Source organism: Chryseobacterium indologenes (assembly GCF_018362995.1).
GTDB classification, from domain to species: domain Bacteria; phylum Bacteroidota; class Bacteroidia; order Flavobacteriales; family Weeksellaceae; genus Chryseobacterium; species Chryseobacterium indologenes_G.
This window is the reverse complement of record NZ_CP074372.1, coordinates 227,411-247,356: the sequence shown is the minus strand read 5'-3', so window position 1 is coordinate 247,356 and position 19,946 is coordinate 227,411. Positions and strand designations below refer to the sequence as shown.

14 protein-coding genes are annotated in these 19,946 nt (G+C 36.5%); 4 read left to right on the top strand and 10 right to left on the bottom strand.

Going from position 1 to position 19,946, the window contains the following annotated elements:
• Together DYR29_RS01055 and DYR29_RS01050 are read right to left on the bottom strand one after the other, a co-directional pair.
• Positions 1 to 1,278, bottom strand: coding sequence for a rhamnogalacturonan acetylesterase (locus tag DYR29_RS01055; protein ID WP_249413577.1), 1,278 nt, complete (start codon positions 1,276 to 1,278; stop codon positions 1 to 3).
• Positions 1,279 to 1,465: 187 nt separating this feature from the next.
• Positions 1,466 to 2,845, bottom strand: a complete 1,380-nt coding sequence (locus DYR29_RS01050; protein WP_213278833.1) for a rhamnogalacturonidase — start codon at positions 2,843 to 2,845, stop codon at positions 1,466 to 1,468.
• A 521-nt stretch (positions 2,846 to 3,366) separates the two neighbouring features.
• On the opposite strand from DYR29_RS01050, the gene DYR29_RS01045 reads away from it, so the two are divergent.
• The 4 genes from DYR29_RS01045 to DYR29_RS01030 all read left to right on the top strand — a co-directional run bounded on the left by DYR29_RS01045 (position 3,367) and on the right by DYR29_RS01030 (position 9,080).
• Entirely contained in the window at positions 3,367 to 4,890 is a 1,524-nt protein-coding gene (locus DYR29_RS01045; protein ID WP_213278832.1) for a xylulokinase, read from the top strand.
• 29 nt (positions 4,891 to 4,919) lie between these two features.
• Positions 4,920 to 6,248: a xylose isomerase gene (gene xylA, locus DYR29_RS01040; protein ID WP_213278831.1), complete on the top strand. Its 1,329-nt coding sequence runs from the start codon at positions 4,920 to 4,922 to the stop codon at positions 6,246 to 6,248.
• 55 nt (positions 6,249 to 6,303) lie between these two features.
• On the top strand, positions 6,304 to 7,725 hold the full coding sequence (gene xylE / locus DYR29_RS01035; RefSeq protein ID WP_213278830.1) for a D-xylose transporter XylE: 1,422 nt from the start codon (positions 6,304 to 6,306) through the stop codon (positions 7,723 to 7,725).
• 326 nt (positions 7,726 to 8,051) lie between these two features.
• Complete coding sequence (locus DYR29_RS01030; RefSeq protein ID WP_213278829.1) at positions 8,052 to 9,080, top strand: LacI family DNA-binding transcriptional regulator; 1,029 nt, start codon at positions 8,052 to 8,054, stop codon at positions 9,078 to 9,080.
• Between the two features lie 466 nt (positions 9,081 to 9,546).
• Here the strand turns inward: DYR29_RS01030 and DYR29_RS01025 are convergent, their stop codons facing one another.
• From DYR29_RS01025 to kduI, 8 genes are all read right to left on the bottom strand, one after another.
• The gene (locus tag DYR29_RS01025; RefSeq protein WP_213278828.1) at positions 9,547 to 11,160 is read right to left on the bottom strand and encodes a UxaA family hydrolase; all 1,614 of its coding nucleotides are present in this window, start codon (positions 11,158 to 11,160) and stop codon (positions 9,547 to 9,549) included.
• 5 nt (positions 11,161 to 11,165) lie between these two features.
• Positions 11,166 to 12,629 carry a tagaturonate reductase gene (locus tag DYR29_RS01020; protein ID WP_213278827.1) on the bottom strand — a complete coding sequence of 488 codons (1,464 nt, stop codon included), beginning with the start codon at positions 12,627 to 12,629 and terminating at the stop codon, positions 11,166 to 11,168.
• Between the two features lie 150 nt (positions 12,630 to 12,779).
• The gene (locus DYR29_RS01015) at positions 12,780 to 14,315 is read right to left on the bottom strand and encodes an MFS transporter (protein ID WP_213278826.1); all 1,536 of its coding nucleotides are present in this window, start codon (positions 14,313 to 14,315) and stop codon (positions 12,780 to 12,782) included.
• A gap of 89 nt (positions 14,316 to 14,404) precedes the next feature.
• Positions 14,405 to 15,064: a bifunctional 4-hydroxy-2-oxoglutarate aldolase/2-dehydro-3-deoxy-phosphogluconate aldolase gene (locus DYR29_RS01010; RefSeq protein ID WP_213278825.1), complete on the bottom strand. Its 660-nt coding sequence runs from the start codon at positions 15,062 to 15,064 to the stop codon at positions 14,405 to 14,407.
• Positions 15,065 to 15,286: 222 nt separating this feature from the next.
• Positions 15,287 to 16,294: a sugar kinase gene (locus tag DYR29_RS01005; RefSeq protein WP_213278824.1), complete on the bottom strand. Its 1,008-nt coding sequence runs from the start codon at positions 16,292 to 16,294 to the stop codon at positions 15,287 to 15,289.
• Positions 16,295 to 16,503: 209 nt separating this feature from the next.
• Positions 16,504 to 17,901, bottom strand: coding sequence for a glucuronate isomerase (gene uxaC, locus DYR29_RS01000; protein ID WP_213278823.1), 1,398 nt, complete (start codon positions 17,899 to 17,901; stop codon positions 16,504 to 16,506).
• A gap of 18 nt (positions 17,902 to 17,919) precedes the next feature.
• Entirely contained in the window at positions 17,920 to 18,702 is a 783-nt protein-coding gene (locus DYR29_RS00995; protein WP_213278822.1) for a gluconate 5-dehydrogenase, read from the bottom strand.
• Between the two features lie 8 nt (positions 18,703 to 18,710).
• Positions 18,711 to 19,547, bottom strand: coding sequence for a 5-dehydro-4-deoxy-D-glucuronate isomerase (gene kduI / locus DYR29_RS00990; RefSeq protein ID WP_213278821.1), 837 nt, complete (start codon positions 19,545 to 19,547; stop codon positions 18,711 to 18,713).
• Positions 19,548 to 19,946 lie beyond the last annotated feature (399 nt).

Below are 19,946 nucleotides of genomic sequence, written 5' to 3'. Positions count from 1 at the left end.
TTAGTTTCCATCCGGTTTTAAAGATTCCATGAAGATACATTCCGGCCAATGGAATTTTTCAAAAGGATCAGGTTGATTTAAGTCAAAACCTTTATATTTTTTAGAAATAAACTTAGTCAAAGGCAGCTTCTGATCGACAATACTTTTTATGACACATTTTGCCAGTTGATAAGCGCCATACGTATTAAAGTGAGTATCATCTGCCAAAGCATCCTTCTGATTGGGATAAGAATTTGCAGGATAATAGACAAATGCTTTTTTAGAATTTTCCGGTCCCAACGCTTCAAAAAGCGTTTTACTCATTGCATTCAGGTCGATTAAATATACATTTTCTTCTTTGCTAATTTCCCGCATCGCATCAGGAAAATCATCAAGAGTATTGACAATCTTATTATTCTTATCAAAAACTCTTCGATTCATTGATGTAACTAAAACAGGAATCGCTCCCAATTGTTTTGCTTTATTACTCCATTCCTGTAATCTTTTTCTATAACCAGATTTTGTGCTGTTGCCATACTTCTGATCATTATGCCCAAACTGGATGAACAGATAATCTCCAGGCTTTATTTTGTTCCAGATTTTATCAATCCGATGGCGGTCTTCAAAAGCTTTCAAAGTTTCTCCGCTTTCGGCGTAATTCGCAACAACAACTTCTTCCGGAACAAAAAAACACGGTAGCATTTGTCCCCACGAGGCCCAGGGTTCGTACTGTGCATCTACAACCGTGGAATCCCCTGTCAGGTAAATTGTTTTTGCCGTTTTGTTAGACTGAATGGTTATTGCACAAATTTTTGGGGCTTTACTGTTAAATTCAATCGTCAATAAGTTGTCCCAATGTAAATATTTTCTTTCTCTTGGTTTTAATTTTACAATTCCAATTTCAACTCCATCCTGATTACGGAGAATGCTGTCTTTAATATGAACTGTAATAAGTTTTTCAACTATTTCACCTTCTTTTGTTTTTACTTCGTCCAGCATCAGACGACGGTTTTCTACACGAGCTGTTGTTTGAGAAGTTCCTTTAGAATCACCTAAATTTAACTTAATATCATAATTCCCTTCCGGAAGTACCACCGAAAAATAGAAAGGTCTGTCGCTGGTAATATAATCTCCCGTCAAAGCATTTCCTCCTCTGTCGATTGATTTTAAGCCGGAAATATCCATGAATCCATAGCCTGCTTTTCTGTCGAATTCAGAATGTTCCGTGATGGGAATAAAACCATCCTGAACTCTGCTTCCGCCAAAATCAAATTTAAAATTGGTTTGCTGGGTAAACATCGATGAACAAATAAAAATGGTTATAATTCTTATCCAACTTTTCATAATCACTCCATTAAAAATATTGACTCCTCCATTAATCCAAAAATCCTATTCGCTTGTATGCTCAGAAACCGTCCCAATCTAAATTGAGAATGCAATAATTGGGAGCATAAGCATACCACGCCGAATATTTTAGACAAAAAACTCATTTTGCAGCAATGTCGGAATCATCTTTCTTGTCATAAGACTGGTCTAGCGAGGCAACCTGAGTAACATTTACTTTAATTTTTTCTAAATTTTTAATAGCCCCCAAATTCTCCTCTTTTGGTTTTAAAGCCCTTATTTTCAGGTTATCCAACGTGAAATCTATCAGATCATACAAGTCTGATTTTTCAACATCGAATGCCGTTTCACAACTGATATCAATATTTTTAATCAGAATATCATTCGCTAAAGATTTTTTAGGCTTTTCCTCTCCTTTCAAATCGAAAAACTGGCTCCAACCTTTCACATACAAGAAAGTTTTGACATTGCCCGTGATATTTTCAACGGTAATATATTCGTAATGCTGAGGAGTATCCGGTCTCATTTTAAGGTGGAGCAGTCTGGAAGCATCTTTCACCTTTGAGTTGCGCAGAATTACGTTATAATTGTGGATTGATTCGCTGCCGCAAGTAAGAACACTGTGACAAAACCCAAAGTTGTTATCTTCGATGATGATATTTCTGTTTTCACCATTTTCAGGAGTTTTATCTGCTTTCGGACCTTTTCCACCTTTTAATGCAATGGCGTCGTCGTTCACCGACATATAGCAATTTTTAATCAGGAAATTTGTGCAGGCATCAATATCAACGGCATCTGTACTTGGTGCTTTTACCGGTTCTTTTGGTGCAAGAATTGTCAGGTTTAACAATTTTACAAATTCACTTTTATAATAATGTGTACTCCAGAAAGGAGAGTTTTTTACGGTAATCCCTTCAACCTGAACATTTTTAGAATTTGAAACATAGATGATTCTGGGTCTCATTTCGTCCATATTGGTACACTTAGGATTCCACTGACGTCTTTTCCAGAATGCTTTCCAAAAGCGCAATCCGTTTCCGTCAAGTGTTCCTTTTCCCGAAATAGTAAAACCATTTAACCCATCTGCATTGATTATTGCAGGAAAATATTTTATAGTCTGCCCTTCCATTCTTGTTTCCACAACCGGAAAATCACTGATATCATCGCTTCCTTTTAATTTCGCACCGTTCTCCAAATGTAAATGTGTTCCTTGTTTGAAAAATACCGAACTGATCAGGAATGTTCCTTTGGGTACAATAATTACCCCACCGCCATTTTTAGCTGCAAGATCAATGACCTGCTGAACCTGTTTTGTCTGAAGAATCGTACTGTCGTTTTTCACTCCATTATCGGTAAGAATATATTTTTTACCTAATTTACTGATGTCTGTAGGTTTGTTTTCTTTAAACCATCTTTGAATTATGGTGCCGTCGGGAAATTTATCCTGGCTTTTTATACCTGATGAAAACAATAAAAGCATCAGCAGGGATAATAAAAAGCTTGATGTATTTTGAGATTTCATAATTTATTTTTTATTGTAGAATCTGATTTTTCATTAATAAAATTCAGTATTCAAAAGAATGGCAAAATAAAGGAATATCATTTAAATAAAATTTATTCGGTTTGTTTTTACAAAAAAATCAACAAATAATCTTCAACTCTATAACGAAATTATTCTTTCATTTCATTTTCATAAAAGTATACATTTTAGAATTTGACGGTATCCTGCTCTTTCATGTTGATTAATTTGCGATGATTTATCCTTGGTTAACATCTACCAAAATATAAATTAATCATTAATTTGCGCAATCGATTGCTCAATATTGGATAATTAAAGCCTTTTTTAGTTAAAGTTAATTACTCAATTTATTTAATTTAATTGGAATTAAAGCATTTAAAAAATAATTAATTAAAGTTAAAATACTGAATAACAATAATTTAATATTCAATAATATTAAAAATTAACATATTTATAAAAATCTTCGGTATAATACATAAAATTATTACATTTAAAGCATTACAATTATTAATTATTAATAATTAATGAAGTTTATAGGTTATGATGTAGGAAGCTCATCGATAAAGGCTTCCATCGTAGATGATCAGGGAAAATTAGTTGCCCATGCCAAATACCCGGAACATGAAATGTCAATAGATTCCCCAAAAGCAGGCTGGGCAGAACAAAACCCCGATGAATGGTGGCAAAATCTCCGGATTCTCACACAAAAAATAATTGCAGAGAGCAAAATCCACAAAAATGAGATTAAAGGAATTGGTATCTCCTATCAAATGCATGGATTAGTATTGATTGGAAAAGACAAACAAGTACTTTGTCCTTCAATTATATGGTGTGACAGCCGGGCTGTTGAAATTGGCGACCGGATTTTTAGTGAGATCGGAGAAAAAGAATGCATGAAAGAACTGCTTAATTCTCCGGGAAATTTCACCGCTTCCAAACTGAAATGGGTACAGGAAAATACCCCCGAGATCTATGACAAGATCTGGAAATTTATGCTTCCGGGAGATTTCATTGCATTTAAGCTTAGTGGCGAAGCAACAACTTCTGTTACAGGGCTTTCAGAAGGTATACTTTGGGATTTTGAAAAGCATAGAGTTTCAAAAACAATGTTGGAACACCTGGGAATTGAGGAATCCTTTGTCTCTGATATTGTGGAAAATTTCACTGAACAATGCTATGTTTCAAAACAGGGAGCAGAAGAAAGTGGTCTTCCCGAGGGAATTCCTGTTTATTACCGAGCCGGAGACCAACCCAATAACGCACTTTCCCTCAATGTAATGAATCTCGGAGAGATTGCCGCAACAGGCGGAACTTCCGGAGTTGTTTATGGTGTGACTGACAATATTAAATCAAAGGAATCTGTAAGAATTAACAATTTTGCCCACATTAACCACACAAAGGAACAGCCGAGAATCGGGAAAATGCTTTGCCTCAATGGTGCGGGAATTCAGTACAGCTGGCTTCGACATCAGGTGGATCAAAAAAGACACAGCTATCATGAAATTAATGATTTAGCTTCAAAAATACCGATCGGTTCCGATGGAGTTATTGTCCTGCCCTTCGGAAACGGAGCAGAGAGAGTACTGCATAATAAAGATATTGGCTCGTCTGTTTTTAACCTGAATTTTAACCGTCATAAAAGCGAGCATCTTTTCCGGGTGGGATTAGAAGGTATTGCCTTTTCTTTTGTTTACGGAACGGATATTTTAATGTCCGACGGGCTTCAGAAAGGTATTATAAAAGCAGGCGGTGACAATTTATTCCGCTCTTCTTTATTCACGCAGACCATCACTACTATTTTGGATACTGAAATAAGAATTATAGATTCCACAGGTTCTACGGGTGCAGCAAGAGCCGCAGCCATGGGATCCGGAGCATTCAAATCGCAAAATGAGATCCTGACTGACAAAGACATTTTAAAAAGCTATTATCCTGATAATAAGAACTATAACCAGTACAAGGATAGTTACGAAAAATGGAAATTAAAACTATTGCAAAATCTAATCATTAAGAAATTTTCAAACACATTTATGCAATCGATTGCATAAATGTTATCATCTAACTAAAACTAAAATATATGGCAATTACAATGGGCAACAAAGAGTATTTCAAAGGAATTGGAAAAATTCAATTTGAAGGAAAAGAATCTGACAATCCTCTGGCTTTCAAATTTTATAACGAAAATAAAGTGATTCGAGGGAAAACGATGAAAGAATATTTCAAATTTGCAACAGCTTACTGGCATACATTCTGTGCAACGGGTGGAGATCCTTTTGGAGTGGGAACACAGCATTTTGAATGGTTAAACGCAACAGATGTTAAGCAAAGAGCAACAGAAAAAATGGATGCGGCTTTCGAATTTTTCACAAAACTAGGTGTGCCTTACTACTGTTTCCACGATTATGATTTAATTGATGAGGCGGATAATTTTAAAGAATCAACCAAAAGAATAGAATTTATAACCGATTATGCCAAAGAAAAACAGGCAGCTTCCGGAGTAAAATTACTTTGGGGAACTTCAAACTGTTTCTCCAATCCCCGATTTATGAATGGCGCAGCTACAAATCTATCCTTTGACGTATTGACTTATGCCGGAGGACAGGTTAAAAATGCCTTAGATGCAACGATTAAGCTAGGCGGAGAAAATTATGTTTTCTGGGGTGGCCGTAAAGGATACATGTCTTTACTGAACACCAACATGAAACGTGAACTTGAACATATGGCAAAGTTTCTACACATAGCAAAAGATTATGCACGTTCACAAGGGTTCAAAGGGACTTTCTTTATTGAGCCAAAACCAATGGAGCCTACGAAACATCAGTATGACTTTGATGCGGCAACCTGCCTAAACTTTCTTCGTCAATATGATTTACTGGATGATTTCAAGCTTAACCTTGAGGTCAATCACGCAACTTTAGCCCAGCATACTTTTGAACATGAATTACAAGTAGCGGCCGACAACAACGTTTTAGGAAGTATTGACGCCAACCGTGGAGATTATCAAAATGGCTGGGATACAGACCAGTTTCCTGTTGATTTATATGAAATGACGCAGGCAATGCTGGTAATTATTCAGGCAGGAGGTTTTCAGGGTGGAGGTGTAAATTTTGATGCTAAAATCAGAAGAAACTCAACAGACCTGGAAGATATTTTCATCGCTCATATCAGCGGAATGGACAATTTTGCAAGAGCTTTCCTGGCTGCAGATGCTATTTTAGAAAAATCAAAATATTCTGAGATCAGAGCTGACAGATATGCTTCTTTCAATAACGGAAAAGGTAAAGATTTTGAAGAGGGGAAATTATCTCTTACTGACCTGGCTTCCCATGCGGAAGGGCTTGGAGAAGTAGGCAGGGAAAGTGGTAAACAGGAATATCTGGAAAGTCTGATTAATCAGTATTTATAATACAAATGCCGTTAACAAAGTATCTAATTTTTAACAACTAAAACTATATGAGACTATGCAAATAATAGATTCGGGCACGAAATATTCTTCAGGAACAAAGGCAGAAATCAACATGGTATATGTCACCATGCTTACATTGGTTGCCACTTTGGGAGGGCTTTTGTTCGGATATGATACAGCCGTTATTTCGGGGGCAGAAAAGTCCATTCAGGAATATTTAATTATCCCATTGGGAATGAGTTCATTGGCTCATGGAGCCACTATTTCCAGTGCATTGATAGGGTGTGTCATCGGAGGGGTTGTTTCCGGATATTTTTCAACCAGATTAGGAAGGAAAAAATCACTGATGGTAGCTGCATTTTTATTTTTCATCAGTGCCTTGGGAGCTGCTTATCCTGAATTTTTATTTTTTAAGCAGGGTGAACAATCATTGGGTGTTTTGCTGGCTTTTAACTTTTATAGAATTATTGGAGGAATTGGTGTTGGTCTTGCTTCCGCGGTTTGCCCGATGTATATTGGAGAAATAGCCCCTGCTGAAGTTCGTGGAAGATTGGTTTCTCTAAATCAGTTTGCCATAATTTTTGGGATGCTGGTAGTATATTTTGTCAACTGGGGTATTGCCGACGGAAAATCAGTAGAATGGATCAACGATATCGGCTGGCGTTATATGTTTTTATCCCTGACAATTCCGGCTGCCTTATTCGGGATTTTACTGTTTTTTGTTCCGGAAACTCCCCGATATTTAACCTTAACTAAAAAAGATGATGAAGCGCTTAAAATTTTAACAAAAATTAATGGGCAGCTTAGAGGACATGAAATATTTCAGGAAATTAAGGGAACTGTTGCTCAACATAAAAGTGAGCTTTTTACATTCGGGAAAACAGTTATTATTATTGGAATTTTACTTTCTGTTTTTCAGCAGTTTGTGGGAATTAATGTAGCTTTATACTATGCTCCGAGGATTTTTGAGAGCATGGGTGTTCACAAAGATGCTTCAATGCTGCAAACTGTTGTTATGGGATTGGTTAACGTTATCTTTACAGTGGTTGCTATTTTCACGGTTGATAAATGGGGAAGAAAACCATTACTGATCGTAGGGTCCATAGGAATGGCAATGGGAATGTTTGCCATTGCCATTTTCTCTTATTTGCATATTATCGGAATTGCAACTTTGGTTTTCATCATCATCTATACCGCATCTTTTATGATGTCCTGGGGACCGATTTGTTGGGTTTTGATCTCAGAACTTTTTCCTAATAAAATCAGGGGGGCAGCGATTGCAGTTGCAGTTGCAGCTCAATGGGCCGCCAATTACCTGATCTCCTCCACCTATCCTTTTATGATGGAGTTTAGCGGAGCTTTTACTTATGGTTTTTACGGAGTGATGAGTGTTTTATCACTGTTTTTTGTATGGAAAATGGTTCCGGAAACTAAAGGGAAATCTTTGGAGGAAATTGAAAAACTTTGGAAAAGTTAATTATTTTTTATATCAATAGTTAGCCATGGGGACATCAGTTTTCGGTGTCCTTTGGTTAAACTAACCGATCTTTTTTATCATTAAATCAAATTTTTGTTGTTAATAAGCTTGATTCCAGCGAATTCGGTTTTTATTTTAGATAAAAACTCAACCCTATCTCAATAAAAATTAGCCAATTCAATATTTTTTAGGCTTAATCTGATTTTAATCACTCTTAATCTTGTATAAAATCTCAATATTTCCTTTTTGATAGACATAATTTGATTAAATTTACGACTATAATGTATGTTATCCCAGACATACCCAAAACTTCAGAAAAAGCATGTATGAATAAGAAAAATGCCACAATATATGACATCTCGAAAAAGCTTAACGTAAGTGTGGCAACTGTTTCCAGAGCATTGAACGACCATCCGAGAATAAGCCAGGCAACGAAAGATTTGGTAAAGAAAACGGCCAAAGAAATGAACTACAAACAAAATAACCTTGCCAAAGCTCTGAAAAGCGGGGAAACAAAAAACGTAGGAATTATTGTGCCTTATATTAATACCAATTTCTTTTCATCCGTAATCCGTGGAATTGAAGAAGAGCTTTCTCCACATGGTTATCATGTAATTATCTGCCAGAGCCATGAAGATGTAAATATTGAAAAAAGACACTTAAATACTTTGCTTAATGCTCAGGTTGATGGGATTTTCATGTCTGTTTCCAAAACGACTATTGATACCGAACATATTCAGAATATTCTGAGTTCCACCAATACTCCTATTATATTTTTTGACCGTAAAAAGGATATTTCAGGAATAAGTACAGTAACTATTGATGATTATCGCGGTGGTTATATGGCGACTGAACATCTGATTAATGAAGGGTACCGAAATATTTGCCATTTCTCCGGAGACTTAAATCTGGAAATTTATGAGAACCGTCTGAAAGGTTACAAACAGGCTTTAATGGACCATAATTTAAGCATAAAAGAAGAGAATATTATCACAACAGGAAGTTCAATCGATGAAGGAATTGATGCGGTTAAAAAACTTTGGGATAAAAAATCTGTTCCGGATGCCATCTTTTCATCCAGTGATTTTGCTGCGTTAGGTGCTTGCCAGGAACTGAAAAAACGTAAAATCAAAATCCCACAGGAAGTTGCTGTTATTGGCTTTTCTAATGAACCTTTTACACAATTTATGGAGCTTCCGATAAGTTCTGTAGATCAGACTCCCCTGACGATGGGGAAAATGGCAGGACAGGTTTTTATTGAAAGCGTGAAAGAGAATAATTCCGGGGTTTCTATTGAGAAAAAGGTGGTTTTGGCACCACAGCTTTATATCAGGAAGTCTTCAAAAAGGAAGTGATTTTCTTTTGTCTTGAAATCAACGATTCGACATAGTCAAACAAAAGAAACAAAAATTCAAGACCTGGAAACTGCCGCTAAAAATTAAAACTTAATCCTAAAGTTCCCAAACTTGCGCGAATTTGCTATCTGTTCTTCGGTTCAAAAATTGTCTCGTGCATCGAACAGTGGGAATTTTTTAACGGATTAATTTTTAATTTTTCTTAACGCTCTATTTTCCTATGTCGTTAATGTCTCAGTTTGCCATTCTAAAGTAATCTCAGCATTCTTAAGTTTTGGGCAAAGCCAATCGGATTGTATATTCTTAGGCGGACAAAAGTCCGCTCCTAATGATTAAAAACATTATGTTTGTTCGTGAAAATATTTGTTTCATTTGTGTTTAAACTTAATTTACTCCAAAAGAAAATGCTTCCCACATCCTGTTGAAAGCATTTTCAAATCTAATAATTTATATATAAAAACAAGAACTATAAACTTACGCCCCGTCTCCAAGGGATAAAATCGTTCTGATTGAGAATTGCCGCTTTGGTTTTTACCTGTCCGCTGGCAACTTCTATGATAAATTCTAACAATTCTTCTGCTTTTTCGTCTATTGACTTTTCCCCTGTAATCACGTCTCCTGTATTGAAATCGATGATATCCGGCATTCTTTCTGATAACGATGTATTTGATGAAATTTTCACTACGGGAACCACAGGATTTCCTGTAGGAGTCCCCAGACCTGTTGTGAATAAAACAACATTGGAACCTGAGCCCACTAAAGCTGTAGTACATTCCACGTCATTTCCAGGTGTACACAATAAATTTAAGCCCGGTTCTTTGATGTATTCTGTAAAATCGAGTACATCATTTATTGGCGATGAACCTCCTTTTTTAGCTGCTCCTGCAGATTTCATGGCATCTGTTATTAGGCCATCTTTAATATTCCCCGGTGACGGATTCATATCAAAGCCAGATCCTGCAGCAACAACTGAATTTTCAAAATCTTTCATCAATTGTAAAAATCTTTCTGCATCTTCTTCCTTTACGCAACGGTTGACAAGCTCCTGCTCCACTCCACATAACTCCGGGAATTCTGAAAGAATAGTTGAACCTCCGATTCCAGCCATTAAATCTGACAGTTGTCCTAAAACCGGGTTTGCAGAAATACCTGAGAAACCGTCTGAACCACCGCATTCCAACCCTAAAACAAGTTTAGAAAGGGATGCTGGTTTTCTTTCTATTTCATTAGCGTGTTTGATGGCTTCATAAGAATCTTTAATAATTCCGCTTAACATTTCATCTACCGTTCCGGACTTTTGCTGTTCGTAAACGATGATTGGCTTTTTATTATCCGGACTGATTTTTTCCAAGGCATCTTTAAAGATCTGAACCTGTAAATTCTGACAACCCAAGCTTAAAACGGTTGCTCCGGCTACATTCGGATTGTTAACATATCCTGCCAGCAATCTTCCCAATGCCTCGGCATCCTGACGAATTCCGCCACAACCTCCCTGGTGTGTAATGAATTTAACTACAATATTTTTAAATATTCTTGAATCCTGCTCTTCTTCAACAGCAGCTTCCGTTTCAGAATTATTGATTAATGATCTTAACAATAACTGATGTTTTGTCACTTTTTCAAACAACAGTTCTTTTTCAAAAACATCCTTTAAAATCTCAACATTTCTGTTTTCACAAAAAACCAGCGGAAAAAATAACCAGACATTTTCTGTTCCCACCTGTCCGTCGTCGCGGTGATAGCCCATAAATGTTTTATCTTTCCATTTATCAACATTGGGAGCGGTCCAGGTAGTGGTTTCTGTTTTACCTCCTACTTTTGCGCTTTGATGTTTTACGTTTTCAGTGGTAATCACCTCTCCTTTCCGGATCGGCTGGCTGGCTTTTCCCACCAAAACTCCGTACATGATAATAGAATCACCTACGGTAATATCTTCGGTCACGAATTTATGTTTCGCCTTCGTGTCTTTTATAATTTCATAAGTAAGTTCACCCAAAGTAACCGTTTCTCCCCGCGCCAGATCTACCAGTGCCACCGCTACATTATCCTTGGGATTTACTTTTAATACTTTCTTTTGCATTTTTCCTAAGAATAAAATTGTATAAAGTTGTGATACGCAATTTCTACATCGTTGTGGTCTATTTCCCACAAAGCTTTTGCTACTGCATCTTTCAGTCCGCCAACCTGAGTAAGGTCTATATCCCAGAAAGTGGTTTCGCTTAATGATAATTCTGCAACTTTCCCATAATCTCCGTTTGTCCAGATTTCTTTGAATTGAGCAACAATGGATTCTTCATCATTAATTGGCAAAGATTTTTCACCAAAATTACCCTGATAGAATCTGATTAAGCTTGCCAAAGAGAATACCAGATTTAGTGGTAATTTTTGATTAATTTCAACGTAACCCAGCAAACTCGGAAGGATTCTTACTTTAAATTTAGAAACAAAATACAGTGCAATGCTCGCCTGATAATGCTTAATAAAAGGATTTCTGAATCTGTCAAAAACTTCTTCTGCAAAATCTTTCAGTTCCGTTTCATCAAGACCTAACGTCGGATTTACTTCATTAAAAATGGTTTCCCTTAAAAACTTCCCGATAAATGCATCGTCAATAGATTCTTTTACCGTTTCCTTTCCTGATAAAATTGCCGGAGCCAACATTAAGGTATGACCGCCATTAAGGATTCTCACTTTTCTCAAACGGTACGGCTGAATATCATCAACCACCAAAATCTGTTCATTAATTTTATCGAAAGGAATTCTCTCTTTTACATTTCCGGCATCCTGAATTACCCAAAGTAAGAATGTTTCAGAAACAACCATCATCTGATCTTCATAATCCAACTGATCTTCGTATGATTCTGCGTCATCTTTCGGATACCCCGGAACAATCCTGTCGACCAATGTATTATGGAAGTAATTACTTTGATTAATCCATTGTGCAAAATCAGGATCTAAATTCCAAAGTCGGGCATACTTCAGGATCATATCTCTCAATACAAACGCATTGTCTTCAATCAATTCGCAAGGAATAATTCTCACGCCTTTACCTGCAGCTCCGTTGAAATGTTTGAATCTCTCGTGTAATAAAACCGTTAGTTTTGCAGGAAAATTCTTGTGCGGACCAATGTAATTATTTTCTGATTCGTCATAAGAAATTCCTGTTTCTGTTGTGTTTGAGAAGATAAATTCTAATTCCTCTTCTTTCGCCAACGCTAAGAATTCATCATAATTTGTATAAGGATTAATCGACTTCTGAATCGCAGAAATTACCTGTTTTGTATCAATAATTTCCCCTTTTTTAATTCCCCTTGAGAAAAGCGTGTATAGATTACCCTGTTCTTCCAATTTATGAACTGAGCCGCCCGCTGTTGGCTGAACGTTTACAATTCCGGCATTGAATCCCGCTTCTTTATTTAATTTATCAATGACATAATCTGTGAATCCTCTCATAAAATTTCCGCCTCCAAACTGTATTATTTTAATAGGAAGTTTTTCCTGAGAATTGTTTAATTCACGATTTAATTTTTGTTTTGTCTGATTTTCCATCTTTCTAATTTGAATTAAATGATATTTTTAATTCTATAAAATTTTTAATGCAAAGTCCGCAAGTTTTTTTTGCTAACATGCTGTATACTTTTTAAGCTTCAAAGGCGTTTCACTCAGCGAAGAACGCTAATTTTAACCAAGATTTTTTTTCTACTGACTTATCACTTTATATTTTGGAACCAATATTTTCATTACTGTCCATGCGATAAGATATGCTACGGCACAGGCTGAAAATATGATCATGTAGCCCTTGTCGATTCCGTCTACAACTACTGATCCTGATTTTTCCAACTGCTCAAAAAATCCGTCGGGTAATCTTTCGTTGATGTATTGAGGGTATTTTTCCAATAAAGGAATTCCGTCAACCGTGGACCAGGCTTTATGAGCATGATCGAACAATACGCCTGAAGATTTATTAATAATGAATGAACCAATTCCACCCGCCATTCCGCCAATTCCGGTAATGGTTGCAATAGCTTTTTTCGGAAACATATCGCCTACTGTCGAAAAAATATTTGCCGACCAGGCCTGATGTGCTGCTCCCGCAATTCCGATAATTAAAACCGGAATCCAATACGTTAACGAACCTAAAGGTTGTGCTAAAAGGGCCAACAAAGGAAAAAATGCGAAAATCAGCATTGCTTTCATTCTTCCTGAGTAAGCATTCATGCCTTTCTTTTCCACAAAATATTTTGGAAGCCAACCGCCGATGATTGACAATAAAGTAATCATATAAAGAACGAATAATGGTAATGCACTTTGTGTAGAATCCATTTTGTAAACGGAGCTTAAATAAGCCGGAGTCCAGAATAAAAAGAACCACCAAACGCCGTCTGTCATAAATTTTCCAAAGACAAAAGCCCAGGTCTGTCTGTAACTGAAACATTCTTTGAAAGTGAACTTTTTTTCTTCTGCCTTCACAGTATTTTCTTCAGCAGCAAAGTCTTCCTGATCCTGCTGAATATAGGTTAATTCATGCTCGTTAACTTTATGATGTTCGTGAGGTTTTTTGTAGTAGAAAATCCATAATCCCATCCATACAAATCCCAACGCTCCAATGATGATAAATGCCCATTCCCATCCCATGGCTTTTGCAATAAAAGGAATGGTAACCGGTGCTGCCAAAGCCCCAACCGTTGCTCCTGCATTGAAAATACTTGTTGCTAAAGCTCTGTCTTTTTTAGGGAAATATTCCGCTGTAGTTTTAATTGCTGCCGGGAAATTTCCTGCTTCACCAATAGCCAATACGAAACGTGCAAAAATAAATAGCGTTACACTCGTACTGATGATGGCAGAGGTATTGGAAACTGTAGAAATCAATTCTTTAGATCCGTGAAAGCCTGCCAACCAGTTTCCGGTAAGAATTCCTGAAGTTGCAATTCCGCAAAATGCATGTAAAACTGCACCGACAGACCAGATTCCGATTGCCCACAGGAAACCTTTTTTAGTATCCATCCAATCGACAAATTTTCCAGCGAAAAGCATTCCTACTGCATAGAAAATAGAGAATAATGCCGTGATATTTCCATAATCATTATTGTTCCAGTGAAATTCCGGTGCGATAAAATCTTTCCACGTCAAAGATAAAACCTGACGATCAAGATAATTGATTGTTGTTGCAATGAACAGCAAAAAGCATATCGTCCATCTGAAGTTGCTCGGTTTAAGAGACTTAACTGAACTCATATTAATTTTAGAATTAGTTTTGTTTGAATGTTTTTAAGATGTTTCACTCAGCCAGGATCACAAGGTGTTTCCAGCTTTCTTACTCATTATTATTTTAAAGTCTGAATAATTTCCAGCACTTTTACCGTTTCATTTTCTATAGTTGTATAGTCTTTAGCAAGCATTAATTCTTTGCTTACCAATTTGCTTCCCATTCCTACTGCTGAAACACCGGCTTTGAACCAGCTTTCGATGCTTTCTTTAGTAGTATCTACTCCACCCGTCGGCATAAATTTCAGATTGGGGAAAACATCTTTGATCGCACTCATAAATCCGGTTCCTAATGCGTTCCCGGGGAATAGTTTAATGAAAGTAACGCCAGCATTTTCAGCTTCGATAATTTCAGTCGGCGTCATACAACCCGGACTGTACAACAGATCTTTCGGAATCAAAAATTCTGCAACCTCAGCTACGAAACCCGGACTGATAAAGAAATCTGCTCCTACTTTATAGTATTCTTCAGTTTGTTGTATATTTTTTATTGTGCCAATTCCCAACAGCATTTCCGGCATTTCTGCATTACGGATTTCTACCATTTTTGTAAAATTACTTAACGCAGCATCACCACGGCTTGTATATTCCACTGCACGAACTCCTGCTTTGTAAAGTGATCTCAGTATTTCCAGAGTTACTATTTCATCAGCATTATAGTATAGAGGCAAAACCCCTTGGTTGATGATCGTATTTGTAACCAATTGAATTTTTGTCATTTTGTTGAATTACTTTGTTGAAAATAATCATTGAAGGGGTTTTATCCATCCTTTAGTATGCTGTCCCTTCAAAATTTTATCTTAATCTTTTGTTTTTAATGCGAAGGGCGCAAAGATTTTCTTTTTAGTGCTTGATGTATATTTTCAAGTTCGCAAAGGCGTTTCACTCAGCGAAGTCTACATTTTTTTAGTTTTATCAACAAGCCAATTGCCAAAAGTCAGCTATCTTTTTATTCTTCCGCCTGAACCTCCGTTCATGACTTCCAGAATATCTTCGACACTACTGTAATTGATGTCCCCTAATATGGTATGTTTTATCGCACAGGCTGCATTAGCGAATTTCAATGCTTTTTCGTCATCAAAATTGATTAACCCATAGATCAAACCTGCTGCAAAAGCATCTCCTGTCCCAATTCTATCGACCACAGGATTAACTTCCAACAATTCAGTTTCAAAATAGTTATCGCCAACTAAAGCTCTTCCCTGTGTTTGTTGAGAACTTGCTGTAACACCAATTCTTATTTTGTCGAAAATTTTATGAATAGAAGGAATTTGCTGTTTTAATTCTTTACATGCTTCAATAAAGCCTTCTTTATCTGAGGGAAACTGAGTTCCGAGAATTTCATTAATTTCATTCACTCCACCGATAAAAATCGTTGAATAAGAAATCAGTTCTTTCAAAACTTCGTTTCCGTTTTTACCGTATTTCCAAAGGTTTGAACGGTAAGCAGGATCGGTTGTAATTTCGATTCCCAATTCACGGGCTGTTTGTAAACCTTCTTTCAGGCTTTTATAAGCGGCTTCGGAAATTCCTGGGCTTATGCCTGTCCAATGGAAATACTGGCAGCCTTCAAGGGCTTTTTTCCAGTCAATCTGTTCAGGCTTACTATTGGCAAAAGAACCGTTCAGTCTATTGTAAGCAATTCTGCTGGCACGAACTGATGAGCCTACTTCTAAAAAGTACAAACCTAAAGGATGTTCATTTTTGTTGATAAATGCGGTGTCAATCCCAAAACTTTTAATGAAGGAAATGGCCGATTCACCTACAAAATCATCAGAAACGCTGCTGATATGTCTTACACCACAACCCATTGTTGCCAATGAAGATGCTACATTAAGCTCCGTTCCGCCGAAAAAGAATTCCATTTCATGGCTTTGCTTCATGGTTCTATTTCCGGGTGGTGAAAGTCGCATGATGACTTCCCCGAATGTGACTATTTTGCTGCTCATTTTTTTTATCAACCTTTAATTTTTTTAAATCATTAAGATTTATTGAAGAGATTATGTAGAATTAATTTGACTTTTTATTAATTCAGCTTAATCTTTTCAATTTATTTAATGATTTAAATCTATTTTTACCTCTTGCAAATTGAGATTATTATGTTAAAAAAACGGTATAATCAGCTCAATCTGCGAGAGATTTTTATTTAATTTGAAATTTAAAAATCAAAATAATTTTTTGCGTTATGATAACAAATATCTGAAATGGTCTTACCAATCAGTTCGATATCATCAGGTAATTCACCGTTTTTCATTTCTTCTCCGAAAAGATTACACAATACTCTTCTGAAATATTCATGTCTCGGGAAAGAAAGAAAACTTCTGGAATCTGTCAGCATTCCAACGAAACAGCTGATCAACCCCATGTTTGAAAGGGCATTCATCTGCTTGATCATACCGTCTTTCTGATCAAGAAACCACCATCCTGATCCGAACTGTACTTTTCCTTTGATGCTTCCATCATTGAAATTCCCAATCATTGTCGCAAAAATCTCATTGTCAGCAGGATTTAAATTGTATAAAATGGTTTTTGTTAACTTATCTTTTCCGTCTAATGTATTCAGTAATTTAGACAGGGTTTCAGCCTGAACGAAGTCACCTATAGAATCCCATCCCGTATCAGGACCAAGAATTCTGTGCATTCTTTCATTATTATTTCTCAATGCTCCAAGATGAAACTGCTGAACCCAACCATATTTGTGGTACGCTTCTCCTAAAAATAATAAAATGGCAGTTTTGAATTGATTCACCTGCTTTTCAGCAATTACTTTTCCTGAAATTTTATCATTAAAAATTGCGTTTACTTCCGCTTGTGAAGCTTCTTCAAAAGAAATATTATTTAATCCGTGGTCGCACAATCTGCAGCCGTTTTCATGGAAGTATTCAATTCTTTTGATTAAAGCATCACATAAAGTATGATAGGAATTAATTTCAATTCCGGCAGATTCGCCTAATCTTGAAATATAATCCGCAAAGTTGTGATTTTCAATTAAAATTGCTTTATCAGGACGGAAAGCAGTACTTACTTTAATGGTGAAATCGCTTTTTGCTAGATCCTGATGATAATTCAATAGATCTGTAGGATCTTCCGTAGTGCACAGAGATTCTACATTCATCATTTTTAATAAGCCTCTTGTTGATTTTTCAGGAGTATGAAGCTGAGCGGTGATATTTTCGTAGATTTCCGATGCGTTGTCTGCATTTAACAATTCATCAATTTCGAAATATCTTTTTAATTCCAGATGTGTCCAGTGGTACAAAGGATTTCTCAATGTATACGGAACTGTTTTTGCCCATGCCTCAAATTTTTCTTTATCTGAAGCGTCCCCTGTGATGAATTTTTCGTTCACTCCCATGGTACGCATGGCTCTCCATTTGTAATGGTCACCTGCAATCCAAACCTTTGAGATGTTATCGAAAACAGTGTCTTCCGCAATATCTTTAGGAATCAAATGATTATGATAATCAATGATGGGTTGTTTTTCCGCGTATCTGAAGTATAATTCTTCTGCGTACTTATTTTGTAATAAAAAGTTATCTGTAATAAAAGGTTTCATTCTAATCTGATTCTGTTGTTACTCATTAACAGGCTTCCCGATGGTTGCCAAAATACCTCCATCCACGTAGATGATCTGTCCGTTGATGAATCTGCTTGCGTCAGAAGCTAAGAAAATAGCTGTTCCTGCAAGATCTTCCGGATTTCCCCATCTTCCTTCCGGAGTTCTGCTGATGATAAAGTCATTAAAAGGATGTCCATCTACCCGGATTGTTTCTGTCTGAGAAGTCGCAAAATATCCGGGACCGATTCCGTTTACCTGAATATTGTGTTTTGCCCATTCTGTCGCCAGATTTTTGGTAAGCATTTTAAGGCCGCCTTTTGCAGAAGCATAGGCTACTACATTGTCACGTCCCAGTTCACTCATCATCGAGCAGATGTTGATGATCTTACCGGATCTTCTTTTGATCATGTATTTGCCAACTAATTTCGACATGATAAAAGGTCCTGTAAGGTCTACATCGATTACTTTTCTAAAGTCTTCCACTTCCATGTCGATTGCCGGAATACGTTTGATAATTCCTGCATTGTTGACAAGGATGTCAATTTTTCCATGGGCAGCTTCCATTAAAGCTACTTTCTGAGCGGCTTCCAGCTCGTCTGTCACATCAAAAAGATAACCGGTTGCTTTATACCCTTTTGAATGATAGTAGTTTAAAGCTTCTTCTAATTTTGACGGTGTTGTACCTGTGATCGCCAGTTCAGCACCTGCAGCGGCAAGACCTTCTGCCATTGCCATTCCTAATCCGTGAGTACCGCCTGTAACGACTGCTACTTTACCGGATAAATCAAATAAATTCATTGGAAAAATTACTTTAGTTCGTTAGTTTTGATACCGTCCATATCACCGTAGTCCATATTTTCTCCGGCCATACCCCAGATAAAAGTATAATTGGAAGTTCCGACTCCTGAGTGGATAGACCATTCCGGAGACAATACCGCCTGTCTGTTGGTCATAAAAATATGACGCGTTTCATCAGGCTGTCCCATGAAGTGGCTTACTGTCTGCCCTTCTTCCAGATCAAAATAGAAATAGGCTTCCATTCTTCTGGTGTGAGTATGCGCAGGCATTGTATTCCAAACGCTTCCAGGGTGAAGTTCCGTCATTCCCATTTGAAGTTGGCAGGTTTCCAGTACAGAATTTACAATCAGTTTATTGATCGTACGCTTGTTGGCATATTTCTCTTCACCCAATTCTACAATTTCGGCTTCACTTTTCGTGATTTTTTTAGTTGGATAAGTATGATGTGCGGGCGCTGAATTGATATAAAAATAAGGTTGTGCATCACCTGATTTTTCAAAAACTACTTCTTTAGCTCCTTTCCCGATGTATAAAGCTTCTTTGTTTCCTAGCTCATATACGTCACCGTCTACTGTTACTTTTCCGGCACCACCAACGTTGATGATTCCCAACTCTCTTCTGTCAAGAAAATGCTGGGCTTTCAAATCGTCCGTAGGTTCCAGCTTCAAAGCCTGTGCTAAAGGCATAATACCTCCTACAATCAGCCTGTCATACATAGAATAGACTAATTTTATCTTATCTTCATTAAATAAATCATTGATTAGAAACTCCCTCCTAAGATCTTCAGTGGTATACTTTTTTACATCTTCGGGATGATGGGCGTAACGAAATTCTGATTGTGACATACTACTTTATACTTTTCTTTTGCGGTTTTATCAAAACCTGTTAAACATTGTGTAATCGATTGCATAAAATTACACTAAAATCTGATAGAAATACTTGTGGGATAAATATATAATTATTCTTTAATTAGTTAACAAAAAATTAATTCAAATCCATAAGTAACTAATTTACAGCCTATTAATTTAAAAAACAATATGAAAAACGGGAAAATATCTAGGAAATTGCATGGATAATATTAACCAAATTTAATGTTTAAACAGCGTTTTAAATATAAAACTACGCCAAAACAATATAGCAAAATTAAGATATTGATTTGATAATAATAAACCAAAACAACTATATATATTGTATACAATAAGAAAAATTAATATAAAGTATAAAATTTGATTAAAAATATTAAT